The organism is Calidifontibacter indicus, from assembly GCF_003386865.1.
Lineage (GTDB): Bacteria > Actinomycetota > Actinomycetes > Actinomycetales > Dermatophilaceae > Yimella > Yimella indica.
The window spans coordinates 2707825-2723767 of sequence record NZ_QTUA01000001.1 but is presented as its reverse complement, the minus strand read 5'-3'; the positions used below and the strand labels follow the sequence as shown (position 1 = coordinate 2723767).

Genomic DNA, 15943 nt, shown 5'->3' with positions numbered 1-15943 from the left:
CTGCTTCGAACGCCGCGCTGAACAGATCGGACCTCGGCGCGGCCGCCCCTAGCCCTGATCGGCGGGGGCTTCTTCATGACAGACGAACGGGCACGTCCGGTGCCGCGGCATACACCAGCAGACGACACGACGTGAGGGCACGATGACTGACACGACGAGCATGACCGGCGCGACCGGAAACTCGGACACCCCGAAGCACCGCTACACCGCCGCACTGGCCGGTGAGATCGAGCGCCGTTGGCAGGACAACTGGCAGGAGCAGGGCACTTTCCACGCCCCGAACCCCAGCGGTCCGTGGTCCGGCGACGACGCGGCAACCGTGCAGGCCATGGAGAAGTTCTTCCTGCAGGACATGTTCCCGTACCCCTCGGGCGCCGGCCTGCACGTCGGTCACCCGCTGGGTTTCATCGCCACCGACGTCATCGCCCGCTACCAGCGCATGACCGGCAAGAACGTGCTGTACACGATGGGCTTCGACGCCTTCGGTCTGCCGGCCGAGCAGTACGCGGTGCGCACCGGGCAGCACCCCCGCAAGACGACCGAGGAGAACATCACCACCTACCGTCGTCAGCTGCGCCAGTTGGGTCTGTCGCACGACGACCGCCGTTCGTTCGCGACGATCGACCCCGACTACTACAAGTGGACCCAGTGGATCTTCCTGCAGATTTACAACGCCTGGTACGACGACGCCGCCGGTAAGGCCCGTCCGATCAGCGAACTGGTCGACGCGTTCGCCGCCGGTGAGGTCGCAACGGCCGACGGGCGTGCGTGGGCCGAGCTGACCGATGCGCAGCAGCGCGCCGAGATCGACGGCCGCCGGCTGGCCTACAAGTCGGCGTCGCCGGTCAACTGGGCGCCCGGCCTGGGCACCGTGGTGGCCAACGAGGAGGTCACCAACGAGGGGCTGACCGAGGTCGGCGACTTCCCGGTCTTCAAGCGCAACCTGCCGCAGTGGATGATGCGCATCACCGCCTACGCCGACCGGCTGATCGACGACCTCGACCGCCTGGACTGGCCGGAGTCGATCAAGGCGATGCAGCGCAACTGGATCGGTCGGTCGACCGGTGCCGCGGTGGAGTTCCCCGTGGAGCGCACCGGTCAGCTGATCGAGGTGTTCACGACCCGACCCGACACCGTCTTCGGTGCGACCTTCATGGTGTTGGCTCCCGAGCACCCGCTGGTCGACGAGTTGGTGCCGGACGCGTGGCCGGAAGGCACCAAGCCGGTCTGGACCGGTGGGGCGGCCACCCCGGCGGACGCCGTCGCCGCCTACCGGCTGGAGGCGTCGCGCAAGAGCGACGTCGAGCGGCAGGCCGACGAGAAGTCCAAGACCGGTGTCTTCACCGGTGGTTTTGCACGAAACCCGTTGACCGGCACCGCGATTCCGGTCTTCATCGCCGACTACGTGCTGATGGGCTACGGCACCGGCGCGATCATGGCCGTGCCCGGCCAGGACGCTCGTGACTGGGACTACGCCAAGGCGTTCGAGCTGCCGATCATCCGCACGGTGCAGCCGTCCGAGGGCCACGACATGGACACCCCGTTCACCGGTGACGGTCCGGCGATCAACTCCTCGAACGACGCGATCTCGTTGGACGGCATGGGAGTTGCCGACGCGAAGGCCGCGATGATCGCCCACCTGGAGGAGCACGGCATCGGCCGCGGCACCATCAATTACAAGCTGCGCGACTGGCTGTTCAGCCGGCAGCGCTACTGGGGCGAGCCGTTTCCGATCGTCTACGACGCCGACGGTGTCGCCCACGCGCTGCCCGAGTCGATGCTGCCGGTCGAGCTGCCGGAGGTGGCCAACTACTCGCCGAAGACCTACGAGCCCGATGACGCCGACTCGATGCCGGAGTCGCCGCTCGACCGCGCCACCGACTGGGTCGAGGTCGAGCTGGATCTGGGTGACGGTCCGAAGACCTACCGCCGCGAGACCAACGTCATGCCGCAGTGGGCCGGATCCTGTTGGTACGAAATGCGATACACCGACCCCGACAACCACGACCGGTTCGTCGACCCGGGGTGCGAGCAGTACTGGATGGGTCCGGGACGTGGCGCCGGCGCCGGTGTCGCGAACGACCCGGGCGGCATCGACCTCTACGTCGGTGGCGTCGAGCACGCCGTGCTGCACCTGCTGTACGCGCGCTTCTGGCACAAGGTGCTGTTCGATCTGGGGCAGGTCAGCAGCGAGGAGCCGTTCCGTCGCCTGTTCAACCAGGGTTACGTGCAGGCCTACGCCTTCCGCGACCACCGCGGTCAACCGGTGCCGGCCGCCGAGGTCGTCGAGCACGTCGACGGCGACACGACCACGTACACCTGGGAGGGCCAGAGGGTCACCCGGGAGTACGGGAAGATGGGCAAGTCGCTGAAGAACGTCGTCACGCCCGACGAGATGTGCGACCAGTACGGCGCCGACACCTTCCGCGTCTACGAGATGTCGATGGGTCCGCTGGACCAGTCCCGCCCGTGGGAGACCCGAGCGGTGGTCGGCTCGCAGCGGTTCCTGCAGCGCCTGTGGCGCAACGTGATCGACGAGGAGACCGGCGACCTGCGCGTCACCGACGACGCGCCTGACGCCGACACGGCAAAGCTGTTGGCCAAGACCGTCGACGGCGTGCGCCGCGACTTCGAGCACTTCGGGTTCAACACCGCGGTCGCGAAGCTGATCGAGCTGAACAACGCTGTCACCCGGTTGGCCGCCCCGCCGCGCGCGGTGGTGGAGCCGTTGGTGCAGATGGTCGCGCCGCTGGCGCCGCACATCGCCGAAGAGCTGTGGCACCGCCTGGGGCACGAGCAGACCGTCACCTTCGAGGCCTTCCCGGACGCCGACCCGGCGCTGGTGGTCGACGACAAGGTGACCTGTGTGGTGCAGGTGCTGGGCAAGGTGCGCGACCGGCTGGAGGTGGCCGCCGACATCAGCGACGCCGACCTGGAGGCCGCCGCGTTGGCCAGCGAGCGGGTGCAGTCGGCGATCGGCGACAAGCAAGTTCGCAAGGTGATCGTGCGCGCTCCCAAGCTGGTCAACATCGTCGCCGGATGACCGTCGCCGTCGTCACCGACTCTTCGGCCTGCCTGCCGCCCGGACGGGTGGTGCGCGGGCGGGTGTTCGTCGTGCCGTTGCACGTCGCCATCGACGGCACGTCGTACGACGAGGGTGTCGACGTGACCCCCACGCAGGTCGCGGCGGCGTTGCGTGACCACCGTCAGGTGACGACGTCCCGCCCGTCGCCCGGCGCGTTCCTGCAGGCCTACGAGGATCTCCTCGAACGCGGCATCGACGAGATCGTGTCGGTGCACCTGTCGGCCAAGTCGTCGGCGACGGTCAGTTCGGCCGAGATCGCCGGCCAGAGCTGCGCGGCGAACGTGCGCGTCGTCGACAGCGGATCGATGGGCATGGCGATGGGGTTCGCGGTGCTGGCGGCCGCGAACGCGGCCCAGGAAGGCGCGAGCGCGGACGAGGTCGAGCAGATCGCCCGTGCGGTCGCCGACCGTTCGCGCAGCTTCCTCTATGTCGACACCCTCGAGCATCTGCGCCGCGGCGGCCGGATCGGGCGCGCGTCGTCGGTGCTGGGTTCGGCGCTGGCGATCAAACCGCTGCTGACGATCCAGGACGGCGCGATCGAACTGCTGGAGAAGGTGCGCACGTCGGGCAAGGCGCTGACTCGACTGCAGGCGCTCGCGGTCCAGGCCGCCGCCGAGATCGGCGACGAACCCGACACCGACGGCGTCGACATCGCGGTGCAGCACCTCGATGCCCAGCAGCGGGCCGAGGTGCTCGCCGAGCAGCTCGCCGCCGACGTGCCCAACGCGCGCCAGATCGTGCTCGTCGAACTCGGCGCGGCGCTGGGTGCGCACGTGGGGCCGGGCATGCTCGCCGTCGCCGTCGCGCCGCGTCTTGCCCGGGGCACGGCACGCGGCTGACGGTCCAGGCCACAGCGTCCGGTTCGTCGGACGGTTGTCCACAGGCGGCGCCGAGCACCGCCCACGCAGCGGTTGCCGCACCTACCGTGCGGGTCATGTCACGTCAGCAGCCACCCGACCGGCTCGCCGCCATCCTCGCCGAACTCGACGAGGGCCGGCGTACGCCCTGGCTGCCCGACGAGGACGAACTCATCGACCGGCGACCGGTCTTCGGTTTGCGCAGGCGGCGCCGCACGCCGCAGGAGGGCGGTCTCGCGGCTCTCGGGTTCGACGACCTCGAGGACGACCGCGAGCGTGACTCCATCGATGACCAGCACGCCGGCTACGACGATCCCGACGACGACCCGGACGTCGACGTGCCCTGGCCCGAGCAGGAGCCGCACACTCGTGCCGAGCGCCGGTCGCGCGGGCACACGTCGCCGGCGCCGATCCGTCCACACACCCCGTTGTTCCGAACACCCTTGCCCGACACCGATATCGAGACCCGTCCCGGCCGCTCCGCACTGCTGGGTGCCTTGGTCGTGCTCGTGGTGGTGGCGATCATCTTCGGTTTCCGGGTGTGGTCGGCTCGCCAACAGGCGACCCCCACTCCGCTCGCCGTGCCGAGCACGGCTGCCGCGAAGCCGGGCGGTTCGACCGCCGCCGCCGGCTCCGCCTCACCGAACGCCTCCCCGAACGTCTCCCCGAACGCGGCCACCGGGCTGGCCCGTGGCGCCCAGGCCACCGCCACCCAGCCGACAGGTTTCGTGCTGGTGCACGTCGTGGGTCAGGTGCGCCGTCCGGGGGTTGTGCGTCTGCCCGCCGGGTCGCGGGTCGACGACGCGATCAAGGCTGCCGGGGGAGCGACGCCGGCTGCCGACCTGTCGGCGGTCAACCTCGCCCGACCCCTCGGCGACGGCGAACAGGTGCACGTGCCGAAACCGGGCGAGACGCCGTCGGTCGCGCCGGCGCCCGCAACAACGGGCGGCGCAACAACGGGTGGTGGCGGCAGCGGCGGGTCGGGAGGCCGAGACACCGCGGGGCCGGTCAACCTCAACACTGCCTCCGAGGCCGATCTCGACGGGCTGCCCGGCGTCGGGCCGGTGCTCGCAGCCCGCATCCTGCAATGGCGCACCACCAACGGCCGCTTCAGCACGGTCGACGACCTCGGCGAGGTCGCTGGCATCGGCGACAAGCTGCTCGAACAGCTGCGGCCGCTGGTCACCGTCTGAGCGCCGATGACGCCGCTGCGGGAGCGCGCGAACCTCGACGTCCGCCTGCTGGTGCCGGCCCTCGTCGCCTGGGCGACCACCGCCGCGCTGATCCAGTCGCCCACGAACCTCGTGCTCGGCGTGCTCGGCACTGCAGTGGCCACGGTGCCCGTCGGGTTCTCGAGCCGCCCGGGATGTCGAGCGATCGGCCTGATCGCGCTCGCGACCGCGACCGCCCTCGTCGGGGTGCTCGGTCACCGAGCGGTCGCCGATGCCGGGCCGATCGCCGCGCTCGCCGAGCGTGGGTCGAGCGTGCGGGTGGAGGCGAAGGTCGCCTCCGATCCGATGCCGGTGCGCGCCCGTCCGGGGAGCCCGCCGACCTGGCGAGTGCGCCTGCAGGTCAACCGAATCGATGCGCGCGGCAGCACCACCAGGGTGCGCACGCCGGTGCTCGCGTTCGGCGGGGAGGAGTTCACCGCGCTGCGCTGGCACGAACGCGTGGTGCTGGCCGGTCGCCTCCAGCCCCCACAACGCGCCGGTGACGTCGTCGCGGTGCTGCGGGCCAACCGCGTCGCGCGGGTCAGCCCTGCCGGACCGGCCGAGCGGGTCGTCGAACACCTGCGCACCGGTCTGCGCACGGCCACCTCCGGCCTGCCCGCCGACCCGGCCGGTCTGGTGCCGGCACTGGTCATCGGCGACACCACTCGGATGCCGACCCAGTTGGAGGACGACATGCGGGCGACCGGCATGACCCACCTCAACGCGGTCTCGGGTTCGAACGTCACCGTGGTGCTGCTGTGCATCCAGTGGCTCGCCGGTGCGTTACGGGTGCCCCGCCGCTACCGCCTCGTGTTCGCGCTGGTCGGTCTCGGGTTGTTCGTGCTGCTGTGCCGCCCGGAACCCTCGGTCATCCGGGCCGCGGCGATGGGCGTGGTCGGGCTGCTGGCGTTGCGTTCGGGCGCGCGCAAGGTCGGGGCGCCCGCGTTGGCCGCGGCCGTGCTGGTGTTGCTGCTCGTCGACCCGCACCTCGCACGGTCCTTCGGCTTCGTGCTGTCCGCGCTGGCCACCCTCGGCCTGCTGTTGTTCGCGCGGCGTTGGGCCGACGCCATGGCACGGCGGCTGCCGCCCCGGCTGGCGCCTCTCGCCGAGGCGACCGCGGTGCCGCTGGCCGCGCAGGTCTTCTGTGCACCGATCACGGTGCTCCTGCAATCCAGCGTGAGCCTGGTCGGGCTGCCGGCCAATGTCGCCGCCGCGCCGCTGGTGCCGATCGCCACCGTGGCCGGCGTGCTCGTGGTCTGCACCGCGCCGCTGCTGCCACCCGCCGCCGTGGCGCTCGCGTGGGTGGCAGGCCTCCCGGCGTGGGGGATCGCACTGATCGCCCATGTCGCGGCCGCGCTGCCCTACGGCTCGTTGCCCTGGCTGCCGGGTTGGCCGGGCGTCGTCACGCTCGTGCTCGCGATCCTGCTTGCACTCACCACCGCGCCCTGGTGGCTGCACCAACTGACCCGCCGCCGGTGGAGCGCCGGTGCGGCCGGCATCACCGCGCTCGCGCTCGTCGTGCCGGTGCCGTCCCCGTCGCCCCCACCCGGGTGGTTCGTCGCGATGTGCGATGTCGGTCAGGGCGACGCGACCGTCGTACGTGACCCGGGCGGGGGCGTGCTCCTGGTCGACACCGGTCCCGACCCCGACGCCGTCGATGCCTGCCTGTCCCGCCTCGCCATCGGTCACATCGACACCATCGTGCTCACGCACTTCCACGCCGATCACGTCGACGGTCTTTCCGGCGTGCTGCGGTCGGGGCGCACCGTCGGGCAGGTGCTGACGACGTCCGTCGATCAGCAGGACGCAGCCGGCAAGGGGGAGGAGGCCTCCCGGCGCGAGCCGACGATGGAGCTCATCGCCCGGTCGCGGCTGCCGGTGCGTGCGGTGGTTGCGGGGGAGAACCTCGTGATCGGTTCGGTGCGCGCCCGGGTGCTGTGGCCGGCGCGCACGCTCACCGACGGATCGGTGCAGAACAACGGCTCGGTGGTGCTTGACGTACACGCCGGCGGTGCCCGGCTGCTGTTCACCGGCGACATCGAACGCGAAGCCGGCGCGGCGGTGCGCCGGGAGCTCGTCGACGGACGCTTCGACGTGCTCAAGGTGCCGCACCACGGATCGGCCAATCAGGACGCCGGACTCATCGCGGCCGTCGCACCCCGGGTCTGTCTCATCGGCGTCGGGGCCGACAACGACTACGGGCACCCGGCGCCGCGCACCTTGGGTTTGCTCGCCGGATGCGCGGTGCTGCGCACCGACCGCGACGGCACGATCCTGTTGTTCGGGTCGGGTGACCGGTTGCGAGTCGGGGCGGTCTAGCTGAAGTCGAGTCGGAGCGGCCGGTCGTGGAAGTCGGCCAGGAACTGCGCGGCGTGCGCAATGGCGTCGCGCGCGTCGGCGCTCAGGTTGACCTCGGCGCGGATGGTCACGCGCACGTCGTGCGGGCCGATCGTGCGACCGAAGGTGCCCACGTCGCTGCCGTCGACGATGATCACTCCGCGTGCGGCCTGGGAAAGCATCCGGACTCGATCGGCGCCGGCGTCGCGCCGGGGGAAGCCCGAGGCGGGGTAGGTGAGCGCCGCCTCGTCGAAGGTCGACAACAGGTACGCGCTCTGTCGGCGGGTCGTGCGGGCCGGCACCCGCGGATCGAACCACAAGGTGTCGCCGTCGAGCTCGACAGCCTCCAGCGGGTGCGTGTCACGCAGGGTCGGCGACGACGTGAGTTCCGCTGTTGCGGAACGAATTTCGGTGAGCGTCAAGCCGCTCCACCGCTGAAGGTCACGTTCGGATGCGGGGCCGTGTCCGGCGTAGAACCGGTGGGTCAGCATGCAGGCGGCGTGTTCGCGTGGCCACGAATCGGCCTCGACGGCCGGGATCACCTCGGCGACGAGTGCGTAGGTGTGCTCGGCGGTGTTGCCGGTGAGCCGCGGGGCGCCCGAACAGATCACGGCCCGCACCTCGGCCACGATCAGTTGATGCGCTATCGCTTCGCCCGGGCCGGGCAGACCGCGCTCGGCGAAGATCGGCCCGAGCTCGGCGCGTGAGAGCGCCGCGCCGTCGGCGAGCACCTCGCGCAGGAGATCCAGACCGGCGTCCATCACGTCGGCGGTGATGCCGAGCTGCCGCAAGCGTGCCGCGTCGGAGCGCTCCACCTTCGGGCCGGTCAGCGCCTGAATCCAGCGCAGGTCCTGCGGCGCGACGAAGTGCCAGGTCGGTCGCAGGATGTGGGTGCGCACCCAGTCTCCGCGCGCCTGCGCAGCCACGACCTCGGCGTAGCGCGTGTCCCGTGAGCGCATCGCGAGCGAGTGGGCGGCGAGAGGCGCGTCCTGCGACTGCACACAGGTGAGCAGGCGGACGGCGTCCGCCGCGTGCGGCAATGGGGTCGACGACAACCGTTGGACGGCGAGCCGGCGCCGGTTCACCCACTGCCGGTCGACCACGCGCGCCGTCACGGTGCCTTCACGAAGTTGTCAGCTTGTCGGCACCGGCGAGGCTGGTCGGCGAGGCGGCTCAGGCCGGAGCACCGACGCACGACTGGTCGTGTGCCGCCTCGACGAGCGCGTCGATCATGGCGGCCACGGCGGGCACCCGGGTGAGGTCGGGCGTGGTGACCGCGAAGACCCGGCGGTGCGACGGCGGGTCGATCGGGAGCACCTTCACCCGCGCGTTCGGGGCGGAACGCAGGATCAGGTCGGGCACCAGTGCGACTCCCAGACCCTCGGCCACGAGTCCGAGCACGGCCACGTAGTCCTCGGTCTCGAAGGCGACATCGGGGGCGAACCCGGCGCCGTCGGCCAACGCGAGCAGGTGGCCGCGACAGCGGGTGCAGCCCGCGATCCACGGCGCCTGGGCGAGGTCGGCGAGGTCGACACTCTCGTGGGCGGCGAGCGGGTGGTCGAGGGGCAGCGCGATGCGCACGTCGTCGAGCAACAGCTCACGCACCTCGAAGTCGTCGAGCTGGTCGGTCGTGAGCTCGAGCCCCTCGTAGGTGAACGCGACCGCGACGTCGCACTCGCCCGCGCGCAGCGCGGCCAACGATTCCGGCGGCTCACCCTCGGCGAAGGTCACCTGCACCTGCGGGAAACGCTTCTTCACCAGCGACAACGCCTTCGGCACCAGGGTCGACGACGACGACGGGAAGGCCATCAGCCGCACCCGGCCCGAACGCAGACCGGCGATCGCGGCCACCTCCGACTCGGCCGCGCTGATCGCGCCCAGGACGGCGCCGGCATGGCGGGCGAGCACCTCACCGGCCTCGGTGAGGCGCACGTTGCGTCCGAGTCGTTCGACCAGGGGAGTGCCCAGCCGCTCCTCCAAGCGGCGCACCATTTGGGAGATGGCAGGCTGGGAGTAACCCAGCGACGACGCGGCCGCGGTGAAGCTGCCCTCGTCAGCGATGGCACGAATCACCCGGAGTCCGGCAGCGTCGATCATGCCTACTAGCGTACGTGCGACGCGCCGAACGACCAGCGAAGGACCCGATGGACGACCGCAGTTACCTGGCTCATCGCCTGCGTGCGGGCAAGGTGCTCGTGATGACGGGTGCCGGGTTGTCCACGGATTCCGGTCTGCCCGACTACCGCGGCCCGGACGGCGTGCGCCGCGTGCAACCGATGACCGTGGCCGAGTTCCGTGCGGGTGCGGCTGCTCGGCAGCGGTACTGGAGCCGCTCCTATGTCGGCTGGACGCGGTTTCGCACCGCCGAACCGAACCCGGCACACGACCATCTCGCCCGGTTGGAAGGCGCCGGCCTGCTCGCCGCGACGATCACCCAGAACGTCGACGGGTTGGCGCAGCGCGCAGGATCCCGAACGGTGATCGAGCTGCACGGCAACCTCGGCCGCGCGATCTGCCTCGACTGCCGCAGCACCGTCGACCGCGAGTGGGTGCAGCGCGAGTTCACCCGGCTCAACCCGGCGTTCGCGGCCGATGCCGAGCGTGCGCGCAACCTTCCGCTGCGCCCCGACGGCGACGTCGACATCGACGAATCGCTCATCCACGACATCACGCTGGTGCACTGCCCGACCTGCGGCAGCGACCTGCTGAAGCCCGACGTCGTGATGTTCGGGGAGTCGGTGCCCAAACCGCTCGTCGACCACTGCTTCGACCTCGTCGCCGCAAGTCGCACGTTGCTGGTCGTCGGCTCGTCGCTCGGGGTGATGTCGGGCTACCGCTTCGCCCGCCGGGCCGCCGCGCTCGAGGTGCCGATCGTGCTGATGAACACGGGCTGGTCACGGGCCGAGGAGATCGCCACCCGACACGTCCACCGCCCCCTGCGCGAGGTGCTGCAGGAGGCGGTGTGGGACGTGCTGGGTGATGTGCCCGGGACTGACTCCGGGTCTGAATCCGGGGACTGATTCCGGGAGCTCAGACCCGGCGTAGCACCGCGGTCACCTTGCCGAGGATGACGGCGTGGTCGCCGTCGATCGGGTCGTACGCGGGGTTGTGGGGCATCAGCCACACCTTGCCGTCGCGGCGCTTGAAGGTCTTCACGGTGGCCTCGTTGTCGAGCATCGCCGCAACGATGTCGCCGTTGGTGGCGGTCGGCTGCTGACGCACGACGACCCAGTCGCCGTCGCAGATCGCCGCGTCGATCATCGAGTCACCGACGACCTTCAGCAGGAACAGATCGCCCTCACCGACGATCTGCTTGGGCAGCGGGAAGACGTCCTCGACGACCTCCTCGGCGAGGATCGGGCCGCCGGCGGCGATCCGCCCGACCACCGGCACGTAGGACGCGGCCGGCCGCTGGTCGCCGGCGCCGGTCTCGTCGACCGTGGACTCGTCGGCCGAGGTGACGCTGGAACCACCCCGCACGCCGCGCTTTTCGGCGTTGTGATCGGGGGAGATGATCTCGATCGCGCGCGGCCGGTTGGGGTCGCGGCGCAGGTAGCCCTTGCGCTCGAGCATCGACAACTGGTGAGCGACCGAACTGGGGCTGGTGAGACCGACCGCCTCACCGATCTCGCGCATGCTCGGCGGGTAACCGCGGCGGTCGACCGAGTTGCGGATGACCTCGAGCACCTTCCGCTGGCGGGTCGTGAGCGCGGTGCCGCCCTCGTCGTCGGGCAACTGGTGGATCTTGGCCATGTCGTCTGCGTCCTTCGTCGTCTCGCCGGGGCCGTGCTCGTGTCGTGCTCGTGTCGTGCTCCAGCTGCGGTGCTGGTGCCTGCGGTCAGACAGTCGGCCGACGGAGGTTGTCGGTGGTCGCTGCCAGGCTGCGAAGCATGGAAAGAGGCTATGCCGCTCGCACACAGTTATCAAACATTTGTACGACGCGTGTCTCGTTTATTTCGAACAACCGTGCTATACATCGTACAGGCGTTCTATCGCACGCGTGTGCGAGCGAACATTGGGACGACGCTCAGGCGTCGGGGATGGAGAACATCATGAGTGCAGTCGCTCACTGGGATGCACCGGTCGTCGGGCGCGAGCCGCGCACGCGCCGCCACCTGCACCTCGTGCCCGCCCAGTCTCAGGTGTCGGCGGCCGGCGAGGGCGCTGTGCGCCTGACGATCCGTGGTCGGCGCCTGGTGGCCGCCCTGGTCCTCGCGGCCATCGTCGGTGGCGGGTGGGGAGTTGGCCAGGCGTTCGCCGGCGGCTCCTCGAGCTCCGAACTCGTGGTCCGCTCGGGGCAGACCCTGTCCGAGGTGGCCCACGCTGCCTACCCGCAACTGCCGGTCGGCGAAGCCGTCTACCGCATCCAGCGCGCCAACGGCCTCAACAGCCTTCAGGTGAGCGAGGGTCAGCGTTTGGTGGTCCCGCGCTGAGCCTGCGCTGATCACGTGCATCTCGTGGCCCGGTGTCGACCTGATCGGTCGACGCCGGGCCTCGTCGTTCGGTCGGTCGCGGAGGCGTGTCCCGATCGATTTCGAGGTGTTGCAAGTCCGTGACCTGCGCATTTGCGGGCTCGGCCGGAGCGGGCCGAATTCGCCACGCCGGGGCTGTTGCATCTTGGGGTCGGACCGGAATAGCATCCCTACATCTAGTAGTTACACCGTTGTAAGTTGTCCACATGTAGGTCCCCAGCTAGTCAACAGGATCCACGGACTTCTACACCGGTTTTCCACAATCGACCCCCAGATCGATCCGAAAAGGCCTCGCGGCCCGGGCATTCCTATGCCCATCGCGGGCTCTGATCGATCGTGACGCCACCCGGAGGTGACCATGCACTGCCCGTTCTGCCGACACGACGACTCGCGGGTCGTCGACAGCCGCAGCAGTGACGACGGCACCTCGATCAAGCGGCGTCGCCAGTGCCCGTCGTGCGGGAAGCGGTTCTCCACCTTGGAGACCGCGAGCCTGACGGTGGTCAAGCGGTCCGGCGCGAGCGAGCCGTTCTCCCGGCAGAAGGTGCTCGTCGGCGTCCGCAAGGCCTGCCAGGGGCGCCCGGTCAGCGAAGACCAACTCGCGTTGCTCGCCCAGCAGGTCGAGGAAGGCATCCGTTCGGCGGGAGCCGCCGAGATCGACGCCCACGACGTCGGTCTGGAGATCCTCGGCCCGCTGCGCTGCCTCGACGAGGTCGCCTATCTGCGGTTCGCCTCGGTCTACCAGGCGTTCGACGACCTCGACGACTTCGAGGCGGCGATCGCATTGCTGCGCAGCGAGCGAGACCTGCAGCAGACCGACGCCGGTGACAGCGACAGCCACGTCGACGGTGATGCGGGTGGAGCCGAAGACACCGGCGAGGTTGTCGGTGGTCGCGGCAAGACTGGTCGCACCACCACCAGCTGAGCCGCGCGGCCGACAGCACGCACAGCACCAGCACGCACGGCACCACGAGTAAGTCACACAGTCGAGAAATCCAGTCGAGAAATCACGGAGGAGCAGGAACATGACCGAGACGACCAACGCGCGCGCCAAGGCACGCCGCGGCGGCAAGGGCGTGAAGGTGGAACGCATCTTCACGACGCCCGGAGTGCACCCCTACGACGAGGTCACCTGGGAGCGTCGCGATGTCGTCCAGCAGAACTGGAAGACCGGCGAGACGATCTTCGAGCAGCGTGGGGTCGAGTTCCCCGACTTCTGGTCGCTGAACGCCTCCACCATCGTCACCACGAAGTACTTCCGTGGTGCGCTCGGCACCGACGCCCGTGAGTCGAGCCTCAAGCAGCTGATCGACCGCGTCGTCCTCACCTATGTGAAGGCCGGCAAGGAGTTCGGTTACTTCGCCAACGACGACGACGCCACCCTGTTCGAGCACGAGCTCACCTGGTCCCTGCTCCACCAGGTGTTCAGCTTCAACTCGCCGGTGTGGTTCAACGTCGGCACCAAGAGCCCGCAGCAGGTTTCGGCCTGCTTCATCCTCGCGGTCGACGACTCGATGGACTCCATCCTCAACTGGTACAAGGAAGAGGGCTTCATCTTCAAGGGCGGCTCCGGTGCCGGCCTCAACCTCTCCCGCATCCGTTCCTCCAAGGAGCTGCTGTCCTCCGGCGGCACCGCGAGCGGCCCGGTCTCCTTCATGCGCGGCGCCGACGCGTCCGCCGGCACCATCAAGTCCGGTGGCGCCACCCGTCGCGCGGCGAAGATGGTCGTGCTCGACGTCGACCACCCCGACATCGAGGAGTTCATCGAGACCAAGGCGCGCGAAGAGGACAAGATCCGTGCGCTGCGCGACGCCGGCTTCGACATGGACCTCGGCGGCAAGGACATCACCTCCGTCCAGTACCAGAACGCCAACAACTCCGTCCGCGTGAGCGACGAGTTCATGCGTGCGGTCGAGGAAGGCAAGCAGTTCGGTCTGCGCGCCCGCGGCACCGGTGAGGTCATCGAGCAGGTCGACGCCCGTGAGCTGTTCGACAAGATCAACAAGGCCGCGTGGGAGTGCGCCGACCCGGGTGTGCAGTACGACGACACCATCAACGCGTGGCACACCAACCCCGAGTCGGGGCGCATCACCGCGTCCAACCCGTGCTCGGAGTACATGTCGCTCGACAACTCCTCCTGCAACCTCGCGAGCCTCAACCTGCTGAAGTTCCTGAAGGAGGACGACACCTTCGACGTGCCGACCTTCCAGAAGGTCGTCGAGATGGTCATCACCGCGATGGACATCTCCATCTGCTTCGCCGACTTCCCGACCGAGGCGATCGGCAAGACCACCGTCGACTACCGCCAGCTCGGCATCGGTTACGCCAACCTCGGTGCGCTGCTGATGGCCACCGGCCACGGCTACGAGTCCGAGGGTGGCCGCAGCCTCGCCGCTGCCATCACCTCGCTGCTCACCGGTGCGGCCTACAAGCGGTCTGCCGAGATCGCCGGTGTCGCCGGTTCCTACGCCGGCTACGCCCGCAACGCCGAGGCGCACAAGAAGGTCATGCGCAAGCACCAGGCCGCCAACGACCAGGTGCGCACGCTCGGCACGATGGACGCCGACATCCACCGCGCCGCGACCAAGGCGTGGGCCGATGTCATCGAGCTCGGTGAGAAGAACGGTTACCGCAACGCGCAGGCCTCGGTGCTCGCGCCGACCGGCACCATCGGCTTCATGATGGACTGCGACACCACCGGTATCGAGCCCGACTTCTCGCTGGTGAAGTTCAAGAAGCTCGTCGGTGGCGGCTCGATGCAGATCGTCAACCAGACCATCCCGCGGGCGCTGAAGAAGCTCGGCTACCAGGGCGAGCAGATCGAGGCGATCGTCGAGCACATCGCCAACAACGGTCACGTCGTCGACGCCCCGGGTCTGAAGACCGAGCACTACGAGGTCTTCGACTGCGCGATGGGCGAGCGTGCGATCAGCCCGATGGGCCACGTCCGCATGATGGCGGCCTGCCAGCCGTTCCTGTCGGGTGCGATCTCCAAGACGGTCAACCTGCCGGAGACGGCTACCGTCGAGGACATCGCCGAGGTGCACATGCAGGGCTGGAAGCTCGGCCTCAAGGCGATCGCGATCTACCGCGACAACTGCAAGGTGGGTCAGCCGCTGTCCGACGCGAAGGCCAAGGAGAAGCCGGCCGCCGCTGAGGTCGAGCCGGAGAAGGTCATCGAGTACCGCCCGGTGCGTCGCCGTCTGCCCAAGCGTCGCAGCAGCCAGACCACGTCGTTCGCGGTCGGTGGCGCCGAGGGTTACCTCACTGCCTCCACCTACGACGACGATCAGTTGGGTGAGCTGTTCCTGAAGTTCGGCAAGCAGGGTTCGACCCTCGCCGGCGTGATGGACGCGTTCTCGATCGCTGTCTCGGTCGCCCTGCAGTACGGCGTGCCGCTGGAGACCTACGTCGAGAAGTTCACCAACATGCGCTTCGAGCCGGCCGGTATGACCGACGACCCCGACGTGCGGATGGCGCAGTCGATCATGGACTACGTGTTCCGTCGTCTGGCGCTCGACCACCTCGACTTCGAGACCCGGTCGTTCATGGGCATCCACTCCGCCGAGGAGCGTTCTCGTCAGCTCGAGACCGGTTCGTACGCGCCGACCGAGCAGGACGACGTGGAGGGTGAGCTGGAGAACTTCTCCCAGTCCGCCGCCACCAGCCAGGCGCCCAGCAGCCAGGCACCGCGGGTGCAGGCCGAGCAGGTCGTCTCCGGCGCCGGTGCGGCCGACGTGCGTGAGGTTTCGGCCGAGATCCACTCCTCGGCCGAGCTGATGGAGAAGTTCCAGGGCAAGGCTGCCGACGCTCCGATGTGCATGACCTGCGGCACGAAGATGCGCCCGGCCGGTAGCTGCTACGTCTGCGAAGGCTGCGGCAGCACCTCCGGCTGCAGCTGATAGCCGGCCGTCGAAGGCCCCGGCACCCCACAAGGGCGCCGGGGCCTTTGCGTTGCACAAACGCGCGGGTTATCGAGAT

General features: G+C 69.5%; 11 protein-coding genes. 8 read left to right on the top strand and 3 right to left on the bottom strand.

The window, feature by feature from the left end; all coding sequences use genetic code 11:
* Positions 1–142 precede the first annotated feature (142 nt).
* From leuS to DFJ65_RS12920, 4 genes are all read left to right on the top strand, one after another.
* The gene (gene leuS / locus DFJ65_RS12935) at positions 143–3043 is read left to right on the top strand and encodes a leucine--tRNA ligase (protein WP_245950243.1); all 2901 of its coding nucleotides are present in this window, start codon (positions 143–145) and stop codon (positions 3041–3043) included.
* A complete protein-coding gene (locus DFJ65_RS12930) occupies positions 3040–3924 on the top strand; it encodes a DegV family protein (protein WP_115923365.1) in 885 nt (294 codons plus the stop codon). Before leuS ends, DFJ65_RS12930 begins: the two co-directional genes overlap by 4 nt.
* A gap of 95 nt (positions 3925–4019) precedes the next feature.
* The gene (locus DFJ65_RS17850) at positions 4020–5135 is read left to right on the top strand and encodes a ComEA family DNA-binding protein (protein ID WP_211308439.1); all 1116 of its coding nucleotides are present in this window, start codon (positions 4020–4022) and stop codon (positions 5133–5135) included.
* 6 nt (positions 5136–5141) lie between these two features.
* Positions 5142–7472, top strand: a complete 2331-nt coding sequence (locus DFJ65_RS12920) for a DNA internalization-related competence protein ComEC/Rec2 (RefSeq protein ID WP_115923364.1) — start codon at positions 5142–5144, stop codon at positions 7470–7472.
* Here the strand turns inward: DFJ65_RS12920 and DFJ65_RS12915 are convergent.
* On the bottom strand, positions 7469–8605 hold the full coding sequence (locus DFJ65_RS12915; RefSeq protein ID WP_115923363.1) for a winged helix DNA-binding domain-containing protein: 1137 nt from the start codon (positions 8603–8605) through the stop codon (positions 7469–7471). The two genes, DFJ65_RS12920 and DFJ65_RS12915, sit on opposite strands and share 4 nt — an antisense overlap.
* Positions 8606–8663: 58 nt before the next feature.
* Positions 8664–9587: a LysR family transcriptional regulator gene (locus tag DFJ65_RS12910; RefSeq protein ID WP_115923362.1), complete on the bottom strand. Its 924-nt coding sequence runs from the start codon at positions 9585–9587 to the stop codon at positions 8664–8666.
* 47 nt (positions 9588–9634) lie between these two features.
* On the opposite strand from DFJ65_RS12910, the gene DFJ65_RS12905 reads away from it, so the two are divergent.
* On the top strand, positions 9635–10510 hold the full coding sequence (locus DFJ65_RS12905; protein ID WP_147301388.1) for a Sir2 family NAD-dependent protein deacetylase: 876 nt from the start codon (positions 9635–9637) through the stop codon (positions 10508–10510).
* A gap of 10 nt (positions 10511–10520) precedes the next feature.
* On the opposite strand, the gene lexA is transcribed toward DFJ65_RS12905, so the two are convergent.
* Positions 10521–11243 (bottom strand): transcriptional repressor LexA, encoded by a 723-nt coding sequence (lexA, locus tag DFJ65_RS12900; RefSeq protein WP_115923360.1) that lies wholly within the window; start codon positions 11241–11243, stop codon positions 10521–10523.
* A 299-nt stretch (positions 11244–11542) separates the two neighbouring features.
* Between lexA and DFJ65_RS12895 the strand changes: the two genes are divergently transcribed.
* The 3 genes from DFJ65_RS12895 (at position 11543) to DFJ65_RS12885 (ending at position 15864) form a co-directional block, all read left to right on the top strand.
* On the top strand, positions 11543–11923 hold the full coding sequence (locus DFJ65_RS12895; RefSeq protein ID WP_147301387.1) for a LysM peptidoglycan-binding domain-containing protein: 381 nt from the start codon (positions 11543–11545) through the stop codon (positions 11921–11923).
* A 397-nt stretch (positions 11924–12320) separates the two neighbouring features.
* Positions 12321–12887: a transcriptional regulator NrdR gene (nrdR, locus tag DFJ65_RS12890; RefSeq protein ID WP_115924305.1), complete on the top strand. Its 567-nt coding sequence runs from the start codon at positions 12321–12323 to the stop codon at positions 12885–12887.
* A gap of 100 nt (positions 12888–12987) precedes the next feature.
* Positions 12988–15864, top strand: a complete 2877-nt coding sequence (locus DFJ65_RS12885; RefSeq protein ID WP_115923358.1) for a vitamin B12-dependent ribonucleotide reductase — start codon at positions 12988–12990, stop codon at positions 15862–15864.
* The last annotated feature ends 79 nt before the right edge of the window (positions 15865–15943 follow it).